The organism is bacterium (assembly GCA_035380285.1).
GTDB lineage: Bacteria > Auribacterota > Erginobacteria > Erginobacterales > DAOSXE01 > DAOSXE01.
This window is the reverse complement of the sequence record DAOSXE010000017.1, coordinates 34,645-49,579: the sequence shown is the minus strand read 5'-3', so window position 1 is coordinate 49,579 and position 14,935 is coordinate 34,645. Positions and strand designations below refer to the sequence as shown.

Sequence of the window (14,935 nt, the reverse complement as noted above, 5' to 3'; positions counted from 1 at the left end):
CCTGACATGAAGTTCGCTCCGTGTGCAATCCTGATCGTCGTCTTCGCCTTGTGCGCCGTCGTGCCGGCGGCGGGAGCCGATCCCGAAGAGCAGGCGACCGACGCCCTGGCCGCGGCCCTGTACCGCCGGGGGCTCGCCGCCGAGGAGGAGGGAGACCTGTCCGAAGCCGTCGACTGCTACGAAGACCTGATCGACGATTTTCCCCACGCTCCCCAGGCCCCCGACGCGCTTTTGCGGCTGGGAGAAGTGCAGGAACGCCGGGGGGATCTTTTCGATGCCTTCGAGACCTACCAGCGGATCCTCGACGATTATCCGGGGGAGGGCAGCCTCAACGAGATTCTCCAGCGCCAGTTCCGGATCGGAGAGCAGTATCTCGGCGGAGAAGAGGACGGGTTCTTTTCTTCGGGGCTCTCCACCGCCGAGACCATCTTCCAGACCATGGTCAAGACCGCCCCCTTCAGTCCCATCGCCCCGCAGGCCCAGTACAACCTGGCCGTCGCCATCCAGGAAGACGGCAGGTACCGGGAAGCGGAGGTGGAATACGATCTCATCCTGGAGAACTACGCCGGCAGCGACGTCGTTTCCTCAGCCATTTTCCAGCACGGCTACTGCGCCTTCCAGCTTTCCCGTTCCTCCAACTACGATCAGACGGAAAGCCGCCGCGCCCTGAAGTGGTTCCAGCTCTTCATCGGCCGTTACCCCGACGATCCCCGGGCCGGCGAGGCCGGGGAGATGGAGGCGGAACTGCGGGAGAGGCTGGCGGAAAAGGATTTCCGGATCGGCAAGTATTACCAGAACAGGGGCGACCCGGTCGGGGCGCTGATCTACTACCGGACCGTCGCGGAAGAATATCCGAATACGACCTGGGCCGCCCAGGCGCGGGAGCGGATCCCGGTGGTCGAACCCGCCGCGGCCCAACAGAAGCTGCTGGAGAAAGAGGTGGCCGAGGAGGAATGGAACCCGACGGAAGATTCGGAGGAGGAGTGAGGGGGCTGGTCCGCATCCTGGCCGGGGGGGGGCTGTTGCTGGCCGGCGCGTGCTCTCATTACCAGGTGGGGACGACGCTGCCTCCCAATCTGAGGACGGTGTACGTCCCCACCTTCGTCAACTCCACCAAGGAAGTGGGGGTGGAAGTCGATATCACCGACGCCGTCATCAACCGCCTCCGCCAGGACGGGAACCTTCAGCCGGTGCCCCGCAGCGACGCCGATACCGTGCTTCAGGGGGAGATCGTGGACTGGACCCGACGGGTGATGGGGCTTTCCGGGCGCGACGACGACGAGGTCGACGAATATCGCCTGATCATCAGGGCCCGGATCTCCCTGACCGACCGGCGTACGGGAGAAAAGCTGGTCGCCCACCAGACGGTACAGGGGAAAACCGACTTTTTCGTGGAGGGGAGCCTGCCCCAGTCCGAAGAGAATGCCAGGCCCCTGGCCTACCGGGACCTGGCCCGGGAAGTGGTCGATGCCGTCGTCAGCTACTGGTAAGGCCTCCGCCTCCCTCCGGGGCGGACGCCGCCCCCCCCTGGCTTTTTTGCTGGGGGAAGACGATTATGCCAAAGCCGAGTTCGTTTCCTCCATCAAGGCCGGCCGCTCCGGGCCGGCCGCTCCGGGGTACGATTTCCTGATGGGGGACGAGACCTCCCCGGCGGAGATCCTGGACTCGGCCCGGACCGTCGCCATGGACCTGTTCTCCCCGTCGCCGGAAGAGGGGGAGGGGAGACTGGTCGTGGTCGACCGGGCGGAAAAAATCCCGGCGGCGTCCTGGAAGGCGATGGAAGACTATTTTCAGAAGCCCGATCCCGACGCCTGCCTGGTGTTTCTGATCGCCAAGAGCAGGAAGGAATGGAGCCCGGCGCGCCGTATTCCCGCCCCGTTTCTCCATGAATTCAGGGCCCCGTCCACGGTGGCCCTGAAGAAGTGGATATCGGAGACCTCGCGCCGGCGCGGGGTGAGCTTGACTCCAGCCGCCGTCGCCGCTCTCCTGGAGACCGTGGGCACCAACCGGTTCGCCCTCGAAGGGGAGCTGGAAAAACTTTCCCTGAGGTTCGGGGAAGGAGCGGAGATCGACGAAGAACGCGTTTCCGAAATCGCCGGCCGCAGCCGGGAGACGGATTTCTTCTCCCTGGGAAAACTTATTTTTTCGGGCGACGCGCCCGCGGCCCTGCGCGCGATCGGCGGGCTGCTCGCCCACGGGGAAAATCCGGTGGGCCTGCTGGCGGCGGTGGCCCGGCATTTCCGGCGCCTGGCCCGGGGCCGCGCCGCCCTGGAGTCGGGCGGGGGAAACGAGGAAATCTGCCGGGCGGCGGGAGTGTTTTGGTATCGGGAGGAGTTCCTGGCTCAGGTCCGGGCGCTGTCCCCCGGACTCATTCCCGGCATCTACCGGGATTTGGCCGCCGCCGATGCCTCCATGAAGGAGACCGGTTCCGTTCCCGGCGTGGTTCTGGAGCTGACGGCGCTGAAAACCGCGTCCGCGATCGCCGGCAAGGGGCGCCGCGGGGGCGTTTGAACTACTGAGCGGGCCCGGCGGGCCGACAGCGCGCGGAAAACCTGGCTTTCTGCCGGGCGGCGAAGTTCTTTTTGACGATGCCCTTGACCTGGGCCCGGTCGAGCATCGAACAGTAACGCCGGAAAGCGGTCTCGGTTTTTTCCGCGTCCCCGGCGGCGATGGCGGTCAGAACCGCGCGCCGACCGGTCCGCATCCGAGCCCGGATCGTCCGGTTCCTGGCGGCACGGCGTTCGTTCTGCCGAAGTCGTTTCTCGGCCGATCGTATCTGAGGCATGTCGTTTCTCCCGATAATCGTTGGAATGATCGTGTTTTACCGTCAATTCGGGGTACTATAGTACCCGCTCAAGGCGCCGTCAACCCGAAATCGCCCTTGAGCAAGGATGGAGATGAGGGAACGGGGACAGCTGCTGAAGAACGCCGGGATCGTCAGTTCGGCGACCATGGTCAGCCGGGTGCTGGGCCTGATCCGGGACATCGCCACCGCCTCGATATTCGGCACCAGCGCGGCCTGGGACGCCTTCGTCGTCGCCTTCACCATACCCAACCTTTTCCGCCGGCTTTTCGGCGAAGGGGCCATGACCGCCGCCTTCGTGCCGGTCTTCACCGGATACCTGGAAGGGAAGGGCCGGGCCGAGGCCTGGAAGCTGGCGTCGGTCGTGATCAGCACTCTGGCCGTGGTCCTGGCGGCCCTGGTCCTGGCGGGGATGGCGGTCTGCTGGGCCCTGGCCTCCTGGGGACGGGAAGAATCGGCCCTGGTTTTCGGCCTTTCGGGGGTGATGCTCCCCTACCTTTTCTTCATCTGCCTGGTCGGCCTGATCGCGGGTTTGCTCAACAGCCTGCGGCACTTCACGGTCCCGGCCTTCTCCCCGGTCGTCCTCAACATAGCCTGGCTGGCCGCGCTCTTCGTCATTTGTCCGCTCTACGGGCCGCGGCTCGAGGATCGGATCTTCGGGCTGGCTCTCGGGGTTCTGGCGGGAGGAGTGGCCCAGTTGGCCGTTCAGATTCCGGTCCTCTACCGGAGGGGGTTCCGCTTCCGGTTCATGCTCGATTTCCGGCACCCGGGAATGAGGAGGATAATTCTCCTCATGGGCCCCGGGATCGTGGGGCTGGCCGTCTTCCAGTTGAACACGCTGGTGGACAGGGTCCTGGCCATCGGCTTCCTGGGGGAGGGGGCCCCTTCCGCTCTCTACTACGCCAACCGCCTGGTTCAGCTTCCGTTGGGTCTCTTCGGGGCCGCGTTGGCCACCGTCATTCTCCCGCTCCTGTCCAGCCAGGCGGCCGGCGCGCGCTTCGCGGGCCTTCGCGAAACCTATCTGCGTTCGATGAAACTGATTTTCCTGGTGGGGCTTCCCTCCACGATGGGGCTGATCCTGCTGCGCCGGCCCCTGATCGGCGCCCTTTTCCAGCGCAACCAGTTCGACAGCGCTTCGGTCCAGGCCACGGCCTGGGTCCTGCTCTACTACAGTCTGGGCCTGGTCGCCTTCATGGGGCTGAAAGTCACGTCCCAGGTTTTTTACGCGCTCCAGCGGCCGGGCATCCCGGTTCGGGCGGGGCTGGCGGCCATGGCCTTCAACCTGGCCTGCAACCTGGCGGTGGTGTTCATTCCCCCGCTTCGGGACGGCCTGGGCGCGGGGGGGCTCGCCCTCTCCACCGCACTGGCCGCGTTCATCAACCTGGGCCTGCTTCTGAAGTTCCTCCGGGCGAAGGTCCCGGGGAGTTACCGGCCGATGTGGGAACTGCTGGGCCGCGCCGCCGCCGCCACCGCGGTTATGAGCGGAGCGTGCGTGGGGGCCATCTTCCTCTGCGGCCGTCTTTTCCCCGGAGAAGGTCTCTCCGCGCGCCTGCCGACGCTGGGAATCCCCCTGGCCGCCTCCCTGGGAGTCTACTGGGCCTCCTCGCGGCTGTTGGGGATCGATTTCCGCAAGGAGTTCCATCCGCGGGCGGTCCCGGACGCGAACGCCGGTCCCCCCGCCGGGGGCGTTCAGTAGGAGTACTCGCTGCCTCCGATGAACTCCCGTAGGGGGGACTTCCCGGGGATGCAGGAATCGTCTTCCACCACGGTGATGGTGTCGAGCAGCTCGTAGACCCGGCGGGCCCGGATGTAGGCGTCCTGCTTTCCGGGATCGTCCTTGAACTCGTCCATCGCTTCCTTGAGGGCGGCGAACGAGTATTTCTTGTGGATGGGCAGTTCGTAGGCCAGAGCCCCGTTGACCACGAAATCGGTTTCGGTGATGAAGGGGACGATATGCTTCATTTCGCTTCTGCGCACGTAATGCCAGTGGCCGATGGTGCGCACCGGCGAGTAGCTGCGGTGCCAGCTGTCACGGATCATCCTGCGCAGGAGCCGGATATCGGTCCAACGGGTCCATTCCCCGTGAACGTCCTTGAGCTGGGAGAGGGTTTCGATGTAGAGCCTGAACTTGTTGGCGGCGGGGACGCTGCTGGTCATGGGTTCGTAAAGGCCGTGGAGGCTGTCGATGAGAACGATTTCGTTTTCCGACAGCTTCAGCGGCACGGTCTCCTGGAGCCTTTTGCCGGTCTTGAAGGAGTAGATCGGCATCCGGATCTCCTTGCCGGCCAGGAGGTCCCCCAGGTGCTTGTTGATCAGGGGGAGATCCAGCGCCTGCGGCGTCTCGAAATCGTAATCCCCGTATTCGTCCTTGGGGTGCATCTCCAGGTCGAAAAAATAGTTGTCGAGGACCATCGGCACCAGTTCCAGCCCTTTTTCCTTGAGCCGCTCCGAGATCTTGATCGTAGCCGTGGTTTTCCCGGAGCTGGAGGGGCCGGCAATGATCACCAGACGTATCGGCTTGGGGCTGTTGATGATGGCTTCGGCGGCCGTTCGGGTGAACCAGTGGTAGCGTTCGTCGGACGCTTTCACCAGATCGGCGAAACTGCCCTCGGCGATGCGGCGGTTCAACCCCTGGACGGTATCGACGTTTTGCTCCCGGTTCCAGGTCAACGTCCCTTCGATGACCTGCATGGGGATGTTCTGGATATATTGGGCGTCCATGGTTGTGCTCCTTTCGTAACTATCTGCCGGTTTTATTAGTATCCCCTTTTCGGGAAGATGTGTCAAGTAGTTCCAGCGCCTCCCCCCCCCGGTCGGAAAGAGCGGTCCACCCCGACGACATGCTGTCGGCGACCAGGAGGGCCAGGGGCCCGGCGACTCCCAGGTCGGTTTCGCAGACGCTCAGGGCCAGCGACACCTTCAGGGGGGGGATCTCGGTCCAGCAGAAAGATTCGGAGGGGGGAAAATAGTACGTCGTTTTTCGGTTAATCGAGTATTGGGACGCCTCGCGGAAGCTGTCGTAGCGCAGGGAGAAGGGAGCGTCGAACGAGCAGTTGCGGTAGGTTTCGGTTTCCCGGAAGGTCTCCACCGCCAGATCGTCGACCGGGTCGATTCCGGTGAGAAAGGAGCATTCCCGCTCTCCGTCCAGGAGCACCTGCTCGTCGCCCCGGAGAAACGAGTTGCGGACGGCGATGTGCTCGATGAAGAGAGGCGGGAGGGAGACGTAGATGTTGCGCTGGATCTCCCCGCCGCGCAGGTCGGGCTCGGTTTCCAGCTCCAGCTTCAAGGGGATATAGAGGCAGGGATGCCCCCGTCCCCGGGTCTGCGGAGCCCGATCCACTTCCACCACCGCCACCGTCAGGCGGGCTCCGGTCAGGTCTCCCCCCGCATAGGAACCTCCGGGGGCGACCGGAAAATCCTGGTCCCCCGCCGGGTCCCGGGCTTCCAGGACCAGCACCTTCCCGGCCGGGGGGGGAGTTCCGTTCCCGTTCCCGGCCGCGGCGGCCAGAAGGAGGGCTGTCAAGACGGCGCCGTTCATGATGATAGAATCTTATTGAAGGTAAGCCCGGAGACAATAGAATAAATATGTTCCTTCGGCGGCCGCGCCGCCCAACGAAAACGCCGTGCAAGAATCAGAGGTTCGCGATGTCGGTTGATCTGAAAGCCCTTCATGACGAAATCGATCCTTTTTTTTATCCCCGGGGAGTGGCCGTGATCGGAGCTTCCCGCAAGGATAAAAAAGTCGGCCATACCGTGCTTAAAAGCCTGATCGACGGTGGCGAGTTCCCGCGTCCGGGACTGCGGGGGTTCGACGGGGGAATCTACCCGGTCAACCCCGGAGAAAAGGAAATTCTGGGGCTGGCCTGCTACCCGTCGGTTCTGGACGCGCCCGGACCGGTGGATGTCGCGGTTTTCTGCGTTCCCGGCCCGGCCGTTGCCGGGGCCATGAAAGAATGCGGGCGCAAAGGGGTGAAGGGCGCAGTCATCCTGACCGCCGGTTTCGGCGAGGCCGGCGAGAGCGGGAAAAAGCTGCAGGAGGAGTTCATGGTGGTGGCCCGGGAATACGGAATCCGGGTTATCGGCCCCAACTGCCTGGGCAGCCTCTATCCTCCCGGAAACCTCAACGCCAGTTTCGGGATCACGCTCCCTTTTTCCGGACCCGTGGCCCTCTTCAGCCAGTCGGGCGCCCTGGTCGATTGCATCATCGATTGGTCCATCGACGAGAAATACGGATTCAGCGCGGTCGTCAGCTACGGGAACAAAGCCGACCTGGATGTGCCCGATTTTCTGGCCTGGGCTGCCCACAACGACTACACCCGGGCGATCGCCCTCTACATCGAGGGCGTCAGCGACGGGCGCCGGTTCCTGGAGGTGGCGAGCGAGGTCTCCAAAATCAAGCCGATCGTGGCCCTCAAGGCCGGGCGTTCGGCCAAGGGAACCAAGGCGGTTTCTTCCCATACGGGATCGCTTTCGGGAAGCTACGCCGTCTACCGGGGCGTCTTCAGCCAAGCGGGCGTGATCCTGGCCGACAACCTGACCGAACTGCTTTCCATCAGCCGCGCCCTGGCCCACCAGCCCCTGATGAAGGGAAGGAGAGTCGCCATCGTCACCAACGGGGGGGCCTGCGGCGTCATGTGCACCGATTACTGTCAGGAAGTCGGCCTGGAACTACCGGACCCCTCGCCCGAATGCATCAAGCGCCTGGACGGGACCGGGCTCCTTCACCCGGCCTGGTCCCGCGGGAACCCTTTCGATATCGTCGGCGACGCCGGCCCCGACCGTTACCGGGCGGTGCTGGAGGAAGTGATGAGTTCGGACCGCTACGACGGGGTCATCGTGATTCAGACCCTGCAGGCGGTCACGGACAACCTCGGCGACGCCCGGGCGGTGGTCGAGACCGCCAGAAAATACGCGAAGCCGACCCTGGCGGCTTTCATGGGGGGGATGATCTCGGCGGAGGGCATCCAGTACCTGGCCGACCACGACATCCCCAATTTTTTCGACGTCAAAGCCGCCGCGTACACCATGAAAGCCCTGGCCGATTACGGCGAGTACCGGCTGCGGGCCTAACCCCGGAGCCGAGGAGAAAGAGATGAAGATCGACGCCATCCTCGACGAAGCCGCGGCGGAAGGCCGCAGAACCCTGCTCGAATACGAAGCGGAGAAGATCTTCTCCGAAGCCGGCATCCCCGTCGCCCCGGGGCGCCTGGCGGTGTCGGCGGAGGACGCCGCCGCCGCCGCCGCCGAAATCGGCTATCCCGTGGTCATGAAAATCATGTCCGCGCAGATCGTGCATAAATCGGACGCGGGGGGAGTCAAGGTCGGCCTGAAAACGGGAAAGGAAGTCGAAGCGGCGTGGAAGGAGATCGTCGCCAACGCCGCGGCCTACGACCCCGAAGCCTCGATCCGCGGAGTCCTGGTCCAGAAAATGATCTCGGTTCCCGACGGGCGCGAGGTGATCGTAGGGGCCAGCACCGACCCCCAATTCGGACCCATCGTCATGTTCGGGCTGGGAGGGATTTTCGTCGAGGTGCTCAAGGACGTCGCTTTCCGGGTGGCGCCGGTTTCCCGGGAAGAGGCCCTGCGCCAGATCCGATCGATCCGCACCTTCCCCATCCTGGAAGGAATGAGGGGCGCCGGCCCGATCGATTTCGAGGCTTTGGCCGACCTTATCAGCAGGGTCTCCCGGCTGATGCTGGAGCATCCGCGCATCTCCGAACTCGACGCCAACCCCGTTCTGGTCGACGGCCGGGGCGCCCGGGCCCTCGACGCCCGTATTATTCTGGCCTGATGCAGGAGGGAGGAGCCGGCGCCTCTCCGGGGAAAGCCGGCCGGGGGCCGTCCCGGAATCGATGAAAATAATTGTCGCCAGAGAGGCCGGGTTCTGCATGGGGGTGAAGCGCGCCCTGGAGATGGTGGTGGACTGGAGCCGCCGCCGCGGCCCGGGCGTCGTGACCTGGGGGCCTCTGATTCATAACCCGCAGGTGGTTTCCCTGCTGCAATCCCACGGGATCCGCAGCGGCCGGGAGATCGACGAACTGGGGCCGGGCAAAACCGTTTTCATCAGCGCCCATGGAATTTCCCCGGCCGAGCGCGAACGCCTGGTCCGGACCGGCGCCCGGGTCTGCGACGCCAGTTGCCCCGACGTTCTCAAAGTCCAGGGGATCATTAAAAAATACGCGGCCCGCGGTTACGCCACCGTCATCTTCGGCGATCCCGGTCATACCGAGGTCAAGGGGCTTCAGGGGTATGCCGGGGAAAAAGGATACGTGGTGGAGAACCTCGGAGACGTGGACCGGCTCCCTCCCCTGGAGAAAGTCCTCCTGGTCTCCCAGACCACGAAAAGCCAGGAAGACTACGACCGCCTCTCCGCGGCCGTCCGGGAGAAGTTCCCCGAGGTGGAAGTGGCCCAGACCATCTGCGCTTCGACCCGGGGACGACAAGGGGAACTGGGCCGTCTCCTGGAAAGGGTGGGGGCCTTGGTGGTCGTGGGGGGTAAAAACAGCGCCAACACCGCGCGCCTAACCGCCATCGCGCGCAACCGGGGGCTCCCGGTGTTTCAAGTGGAGACGGCGACCGATCTGCCTCTGACGGAACTGGAGGGATACCGCACGGTCGGGGTAACCGCGGGCGCTTCGACCCCGAACTGGCTGATTCAGGGAGTGGTCGACCGGCTCAAGGAATGGTCCCGGGACCGCCGGGCCCTTCCCGTGCGCTGGTTTTTCCGCGGGCTGAGGCTCCTGGTGAAGGGGAACGTTCTGGTGGCGGCGGGGGCCTTGTTCCTGACCCTGGCGGTTATGCTGGGAATGGGGCTCGCTCCCGCCCCCGTTCCCCTGGCGTTTTCCTTTCTCATGATCCAGGCCGTCTACACCGTCAATCTCTTCGCCGACCAGCGGGCGCTCATGGTCAACGCTCCCTACCGTTATCAGTTCTTCCGTCGGAACCGGCGCCCCCTGGGCCTGTTGGCGGCCGCGGAGGTGGCCGTGGCGGTCGGCCTCGGTCTCGCTTCCGGGCCCGGTCCGGCCGTGCTCGCTCTCCTGGTGGTGCTTACCGGGGTCCTGTATCTTTTTCCCGTTCTGCCCCGAAAGCGGGGTTTCCGCCGGCTCAAGGATTCGCCGCAGTTCCGGGAAGTGGCTTCCTCTTCCGGATGGGCCGCCATCACCGTAGGTTTTCCGCTGACGCTGGCGGCCGCGCCGGTTCCGTTTCCGAGCGCGGTCGTGGGCCTCCTCTTCGTCCTGGGGATTTCCCTGGTCAGATCCATCCTGTTCGGGGTCAGAGACATCCAGGGCGACCGGCTGTTGGGGAGGGGAACGGTCCCCCTCCTCCTGGGAAGGAACCGGACCAAGGTTCTGGTGGTTTCGCTGCTGCTGACCATAGGCGCGCTGATCGGCTTCGGCCTGGCGGAAGGCTGGCTCCGGCCCCCGGCTTTCTCCATGCTGGCCGCGATAGCCTACGCCTGTCTCTACCTCTACCTCTACCACCGCCGGATCGTATACGAAGGTCTCTTTCAGGAGGTTTTCGTCGACACCCAGTTCATCCTGGCCGGGGCGCTGTCCCTGCTCATCAGGTGGCTGTCGTGGGCCTGAAGGTCATTTCCAGTCCCATCGGCGAAGTGAAGGTGGCGGAGGGGAACGGCGGGGTCAGGCGCCTGGAACTCCCGGAGCGGCCTCCGGCGGAGCCCGTTCTCCTCCCTCCGGGGGCCCCGCGCGATTGGCGGCGGCTTCTGGGCGCCGGGCCCGCGGATACGGCGGGTTCCTCGGAATTCCGGCGCCGGGTCTGGGCCGCCGCCGCCGCCATCCCCTTCGGCCAGACCCGAAGTTACGGCTGGGTGGCGAGCAAGGCCGGAAAGCCCCGCGCGGCCCGGGCCGTGGGGGGAGCGCTTCACGCCAACCCCGTACCCCTGCTTGTCCCCTGCCACCGGGTCATCCGCGCCGACGGCGAACTCGGCGGGTTCGGCCGGGGCCGGGCCTGGAAGATATTCCTCCTGCGGTTCGAGGCGGACAACCGGGAAAAACCGTAATGTCGAACGAGCTGCTCTGGTTGGGGTTTATGTTGTTGGACCTGGGGGCGGTCCTTGTTTTTTTCCGGGCTTTCGGGAAATACGGACTCTATATGGTCATGGTCACCTCGATCATCGTCTGCAACATCCAGGTGATGAAACTGGTCACCTTGTTCGGACTCCCCGCCACCCTGGGGAACATACTCTACGCCGGGCTGTTTTTCTCCACCGACATCCTCTCCGAGGTTTACGGAAAGAAAGAGGCGAAACGGGGGGTGTGGCTGGGGTTCGCGGCCCTGATCCTGGCGATGGTCTACATGCAGGTGGCGCTGCGGTTCGCTCCGGCGCCCGAGGACACCGCCCAGCCGGCCCTGGAGAAGATCTTCAGTTTTTTCCCGCGGGTAGCGTTGGCCAGCCTCTGCGCGTACTTGAGCAGCCAGCTTCACGACGTCTGGGCCTTCCATTACTGGAAGAAAAAAACCTCCGGGCGGCACCTCTGGATCCGCAACAACGCTTCCACCATGGTCAGTCAGCTTATCGATTCCGCGGTCTTCTGTCTGATCGCCTTCTACCGGGTCTTTCCGGGGCCCGTTCTGCTGGAGATCTTCGTCACCACCTACGTCTTCAAACTGATCGTGGCGGCCGCCGATACCCCGTTCATATACTGGGGGAGAAGGCTGGGACGGCGTCTCCCCCAGGAGCGATGAAGCGGCTTCGGGAAAAACTCCGCGAAGCCCGTTCCCCCTGGGAGACGGGCGGCTCGGGGGGGAAGGGGCTTTTCCGCCGGGCCCTGCTCTGGATACTGACCGGAAACGGGAGCCCTTCCGGGATCGCCCTGGGGTTCGCTCTGGGGCTGGCGCTCTCGATCGTTCCTTCCTTCGGGTTGGGCATGGTCGCGGCGCTGCTGGCCGCTCCCTTCCTCAGGGCCAACCTGGCAGCAACCTACCTGGGAACGCTGATGGTCAACCCCTTCAACGGGGTCTTCATCTACGGGGCCGACTACCTTTTCGGGGCCTGGTTGCTGGGGATCGAGCCGGTCTCCTTCCGCATGCCCGGATCCTGGGCGGAATTCGGGGGCCTGGCCGGAGACATCGTCTCCCCCCTGTACCTGGGCGGGTGCGTTCTCGCCCTCGGAGCTGGCAGCGGCTCTTATCTGCTGATATTATTATTCATCAAAGGTTGGCGCCGCCGCCGGGCCCGCAACCGGGGAAGGGGAGATGGGTTTCAAAAGACCGAAAACGCATTTTTGGGTGGGATGGGCCCTGAAAAAACACGCCCTGCGCCGGGCGGCGGCGGGAACGGCGGTGCTGGCGCTGCTGGCGGGGGCGATCGCCCTGACGGTGGTGTTCCTGCAGCGCGGCGAGAAGGCGCCGCCGGCGACGGCCGCCGTTCCGACCCCGAGCGGGTTTCAGGCCGAGGCGGCCTGGACGGAGGCGCTGGCGCTGCTTGACCGGGCCCGGGACAACGAGTTCAAAGGCCGCCGAGGCGGCGTTCTCGAAGATTACCGGGCGGCCCTGGCCCTCCTCGACGAGATCAGGCAGCGCGCTCCCGGGTTCAAGTCCCGCGAGATCGAGGCCAAAATACGGTTCTGCGAACTGCGCCTGCGCAAGAGCCCCTGATCCCCGGATTCCGCAGATCCGCGCCCCGGATCAGGGGTTGCAGCCCGGGCACGGTTTTCTTCCCTGCCGGACGAACCAGGACCGGTCCCGGCTCCGGACCGCGCGGGCGGGATCGATTCTCCGGGCGGATTCGCACCAGGGGTAATGGAAATACTCGCTGTTTTCCGAAGCCACGTAGCAGACGTCTTCGCCCGTCATCGCCGCGGCGCTTTTCTTGAGGCGCGCGCCGACTTCTTCGTCGTAGGGATCGATGCTGTTGGCGGCGCGCAGCAGTTCCAGGCCGGTCCGTTCGTGGCCGGATGACGAATAGATGTCTCCGAGCAGGGATAGGGCCCGGACGTCGTTCGGGTTCTGGTAAAGGCAGCTGCGCAGCTCCACGACCGCGCCGTCCAGGTCCCCTTTGCCGACGAGCATTTCGGCCAGGCCCAGGTAGGGGCGATAGTCGGTCGGATTGATCGAGATCATTTCGCGGAAAGCGGTTTCGGCTTCCTCCTCCCGTCCCAGTTCGAGGTTTACCCTTCCCGTCAGGTACCAGGCGTCGGCGAGGTTGGGATAACGGGCGGTGGCGTTGCGGGCGAAGCGCAGGGCCGTTTCCGGGTTGCCGTCGAGCCAGGCCCGTTCGGCCTGGGCCAGGTTCCCTACCGCCGCGGCCTGGTTCCCGGGCCGGCTGGCTTCGGGCAGTTCCAGGATGGGGTCGACCTGCCGGAGCCTTTCCGCCAGGGGGGAATCGTCGTGAACGACCTCGAGGAAGGAATTTCGGTCCAGGTAAAGGGAATCGAGGAAGGCGGGGACGAAGACCGGGATGCCGAAATCCTTTTCCACCTCCCGGCCCAGGTTGACCGCCGATTCGGCTTCCCCGTGGTGGACGATCACTCCCTTGAGGTCCCGGTATCCGGCGATGTTCTCCAAGAGCATGTCCAGGTCTCCGTGGGAAGAGAACTGGCCGAATTTACGGACCGTGGCCCGCACCGGGATCGGTTCCCCGGCGATGACCACCTCGTCGAGGTTCATCGCCGCCGCGCCCACCGAATCGTCGCTCTGCCAGCCGACGATGAAGAAATCGGTCTTGGGGTCGGAGAGGTAATCCCTGGCCATCTGCAGGGAGGACGCGAAGTCCATCATCCCCGAGGAGACGACGAAGACGGCGGGACGTCCGATCTCGCCGTTTTTCTCGATGTAGCTTTTGATGGAGCCGAAAAAGAGGCGGGGGTTGCGGAAGGGGTTCCGCCACTCGCGCCGACGCAGCAGATAGTCGGAAAAATAGGCCTCGGGCGCGCTCTGAAGATACCGGTCGTAGACTTCGTCGAGGGCGGCCACGGTCGGCGAACTGACGATGATCGGACACCCCGGAGGGATCTCGTTCCGGGCCGCCAGTTCCGACAGCAGGGAGACCACTTTCTGCGATTTGCTCAAGACGAACGCGGGGATGATCACCCGCTCTCCCCGGGACACGGCCTCGACCACGGCTTCCTCGAAATCCCGGAAATACGGTTCCTGAAAATTCTTTCGGACCGCGCCGTAGGTCGACTCCGTGACCAGGAAGTCCGCGTCGCGCAGACGGTCGGGCCTTCGCAGGACCGGGGAGATGATGTTCCCGTAATCGCCGCTGAAGACGATGGTGACGGCGGACTCCCCCGTGCCCAGGGTAAGTTCGAGCTGGCTGCTCCCGAGAATGTGGCCGGCGTTGAAGAGGCGGAAGGAAACGTCGTCCGCCAGCTGTTCGGTCTCGCCCGGTTCCACGGTCTCGAACCAGGTCATCACTTCCTCGCCCAGGGCCCGCTTCTTCCCGGCCATCCGGGACCGGCAGAGGGGGCAGGTATGGTATTCCATGATGTCGTACCAGGCGGAAGCCTCCCTCAGGTCGAGATGGTCGATGGGCGCGAGCCCCTCGGCGATCGGGCAGGAGGTGTTGTGCACGCTGCGGTTGGCGAAATCGACCCGGTACTTGGGAACGCCGATGGAAGCGGCCAGTTCCAGCATGATCCGGGAGATATCGCGGGTGGGGGGGGTGGCGTAAACTTTTCCGGAATACCCCCGGCGGTACAGGAGAGGGAGGCGTCCGTTGTGATCCCCGTGAGCGTGGGTGAGAACGACCCAATCCAGCGTGGAAGGATCGAATTGAAACTGACGGTCGAGGGAAGCGAGACTTTTCATGTAAAAAATCCCGGCGTCGACCAGAAGCCTGCGTCCCCGGTACTCGACCAGCGTGCAGGCCCCCCCCACCATCCGGGAGGCCCCGTAGAAGGTGAGTTTGACCGCGTCTCCGTCGGCGATGACCCGTTCGGCGTCGGCGCGGAGAGCGACCCGGTTGTATTCGTGAAGGGGGATCCCCTCGGCCGTCACCCGCTCCTCTTCCGCGGCGGCCTGCTCCTTTCCGGCGTCTCCGCAGCCGACGCCGAGCCCCATTCCCAGCAGAAGCAGGAGAGGGATGATTGTATTGCTTAGCGGGAGATTCATGCCACAATGCTTCCGATCAAAGCATAGCATTTCCCGCCCCGATTCGCCACGAACCGC

14 protein-coding genes are annotated in these 14,935 nt (G+C 64.7%); 10 read left to right on the top strand and 4 right to left on the bottom strand.

All coding sequences use genetic code 11. From position 1 onward, the window contains the following. The first annotated feature begins 6 nt into the window (after positions 1–6). From bamD to holA, 3 genes are read left to right on the top strand one after another with little or no spacing between them, the layout of a single operon-like run. Positions 7–987, top strand: a complete 981-nt coding sequence (bamD, locus tag PLZ73_07955) for an outer membrane protein assembly factor BamD (GenBank protein HOO77806.1) — start codon at positions 7–9, stop codon at positions 985–987. Beyond that, positions 984–1,490 carry an LptE family protein gene (locus PLZ73_07950; GenBank protein ID HOO77805.1) on the top strand — a complete coding sequence of 169 codons (507 nt, stop codon included), beginning with the start codon at positions 984–986 and terminating at the stop codon, positions 1,488–1,490. Before bamD ends, PLZ73_07950 begins: the two co-directional genes overlap by 4 nt. Continuing rightward, positions 1,468–2,511 carry a DNA polymerase III subunit delta gene (holA, locus tag PLZ73_07945; protein ID HOO77804.1) on the top strand — a complete coding sequence of 348 codons (1,044 nt, stop codon included), beginning with the start codon at positions 1,468–1,470 and terminating at the stop codon, positions 2,509–2,511. Before PLZ73_07950 ends, holA begins: the two co-directional genes overlap by 23 nt. 1 nt (position 2,512) lies before the next feature. Here the strand turns inward: holA and rpsT are convergent, their stop codons facing one another. Continuing rightward, positions 2,513–2,785 (bottom strand): 30S ribosomal protein S20, encoded by a 273-nt coding sequence (gene rpsT, locus PLZ73_07940; protein HOO77803.1) that lies wholly within the window; start codon positions 2,783–2,785, stop codon positions 2,513–2,515. Positions 2,786–2,897: 112 nt separating this feature from the next. Between rpsT and murJ the strand changes: the two genes are divergently transcribed. After that, a complete protein-coding gene (gene murJ, locus PLZ73_07935; GenBank protein HOO77802.1) occupies positions 2,898–4,499 on the top strand; it encodes a murein biosynthesis integral membrane protein MurJ in 1,602 nt (533 codons plus the stop codon). Here murJ and PLZ73_07930 read toward each other — a convergent pair. Together PLZ73_07930 and PLZ73_07925 are read right to left on the bottom strand one after the other, a co-directional pair. Further along, a complete protein-coding gene (locus PLZ73_07930) occupies positions 4,493–5,524 on the bottom strand; it encodes a nucleoside kinase (protein ID HOO77801.1) in 1,032 nt (343 codons plus the stop codon). The genes murJ and PLZ73_07930 overlap by 7 nt on opposite strands. 19 nt (positions 5,525–5,543) lie before the next feature. Then, complete coding sequence (locus PLZ73_07925; GenBank protein ID HOO77800.1) at positions 5,544–6,341, bottom strand: hypothetical protein; 798 nt, start codon at positions 6,339–6,341, stop codon at positions 5,544–5,546. Positions 6,342–6,448: 107 nt separating this feature from the next. Between PLZ73_07925 and PLZ73_07920 the strand changes: the two genes are divergently transcribed. The 6 genes from PLZ73_07920 to PLZ73_07895 all read left to right on the top strand — a co-directional run bounded on the left by PLZ73_07920 (position 6,449) and on the right by PLZ73_07895 (position 12,421). Then, entirely contained in the window at positions 6,449–7,873 is a 1,425-nt protein-coding gene (locus PLZ73_07920; protein HOO77799.1) for a CoA-binding protein, read from the top strand. 22 nt (positions 7,874–7,895) lie between these two features. Next, complete coding sequence (locus PLZ73_07915; protein ID HOO77798.1) at positions 7,896–8,594, top strand: acetate--CoA ligase family protein; 699 nt, start codon at positions 7,896–7,898, stop codon at positions 8,592–8,594. A gap of 61 nt (positions 8,595–8,655) precedes the next feature. Then, positions 8,656–10,389: a 4-hydroxy-3-methylbut-2-enyl diphosphate reductase gene (gene ispH / locus PLZ73_07910; GenBank protein HOO77797.1), complete on the top strand. Its 1,734-nt coding sequence runs from the start codon at positions 8,656–8,658 to the stop codon at positions 10,387–10,389. Further along, the gene (locus tag PLZ73_07905) at positions 10,380–10,823 is read left to right on the top strand and encodes an MGMT family protein (protein HOO77796.1); all 444 of its coding nucleotides are present in this window, start codon (positions 10,380–10,382) and stop codon (positions 10,821–10,823) included. Before ispH ends, PLZ73_07905 begins: the two co-directional genes overlap by 10 nt. Next, positions 10,823–11,509 (top strand): queuosine precursor transporter, encoded by a 687-nt coding sequence (locus PLZ73_07900; protein ID HOO77795.1) that lies wholly within the window; start codon positions 10,823–10,825, stop codon positions 11,507–11,509. Before PLZ73_07905 ends, PLZ73_07900 begins: the two co-directional genes overlap by 1 nt. A gap of 510 nt (positions 11,510–12,019) precedes the next feature. Continuing rightward, the gene (locus PLZ73_07895; protein ID HOO77794.1) at positions 12,020–12,421 is read left to right on the top strand and encodes a hypothetical protein; all 402 of its coding nucleotides are present in this window, start codon (positions 12,020–12,022) and stop codon (positions 12,419–12,421) included. Between the two features lie 30 nt (positions 12,422–12,451). Here PLZ73_07895 and PLZ73_07890 read toward each other — a convergent pair whose 3' ends face one another. Beyond that, the gene (locus tag PLZ73_07890; GenBank protein ID HOO77793.1) at positions 12,452–14,878 is read right to left on the bottom strand and encodes an MBL fold metallo-hydrolase; all 2,427 of its coding nucleotides are present in this window, start codon (positions 14,876–14,878) and stop codon (positions 12,452–12,454) included. Positions 14,879–14,935 lie beyond the last annotated feature (57 nt).

Coding starts and splice junctions, on each gene's coding strand:
- bamD (HOO77806.1), top strand. CDS start 7: ATGAAGTTCGCTCCGTGTGCAATCCTGATCGTCGTCTTCGCCTTGTGC.
- holA (HOO77804.1), top strand. CDS start 1,468: ATGCCGTCGTCAGCTACTGGTAAGGCCTCCGCCTCCCTCCGGGGCGGA.
- rpsT (HOO77803.1), bottom strand. CDS start 2,785: ATGCCTCAGATACGATCGGCCGAGAAACGACTTCGGCAGAACGAACGC.
- murJ (HOO77802.1), top strand. CDS start 2,898: ATGAGGGAACGGGGACAGCTGCTGAAGAACGCCGGGATCGTCAGTTCG.
- PLZ73_07930 (HOO77801.1), bottom strand. CDS start 5,524: ATGGACGCCCAATATATCCAGAACATCCCCATGCAGGTCATCGAAGGG.
- PLZ73_07925 (HOO77800.1), bottom strand. CDS start 6,341: ATGAACGGCGCCGTCTTGACAGCCCTCCTTCTGGCCGCCGCGGCCGGG.
- PLZ73_07920 (HOO77799.1), top strand. CDS start 6,449: ATGTCGGTTGATCTGAAAGCCCTTCATGACGAAATCGATCCTTTTTTT.
- PLZ73_07915 (HOO77798.1), top strand. CDS start 7,896: ATGAAGATCGACGCCATCCTCGACGAAGCCGCGGCGGAAGGCCGCAGA.
- ispH (HOO77797.1), top strand. CDS start 8,656: ATGAAAATAATTGTCGCCAGAGAGGCCGGGTTCTGCATGGGGGTGAAG.
- PLZ73_07900 (HOO77795.1), top strand. CDS start 10,823: ATGTCGAACGAGCTGCTCTGGTTGGGGTTTATGTTGTTGGACCTGGGG.
- PLZ73_07895 (HOO77794.1), top strand. CDS start 12,020: ATGGGTTTCAAAAGACCGAAAACGCATTTTTGGGTGGGATGGGCCCTG.
- PLZ73_07890 (HOO77793.1), bottom strand. CDS start 14,878: ATGAATCTCCCGCTAAGCAATACAATCATCCCTCTCCTGCTTCTGCTG.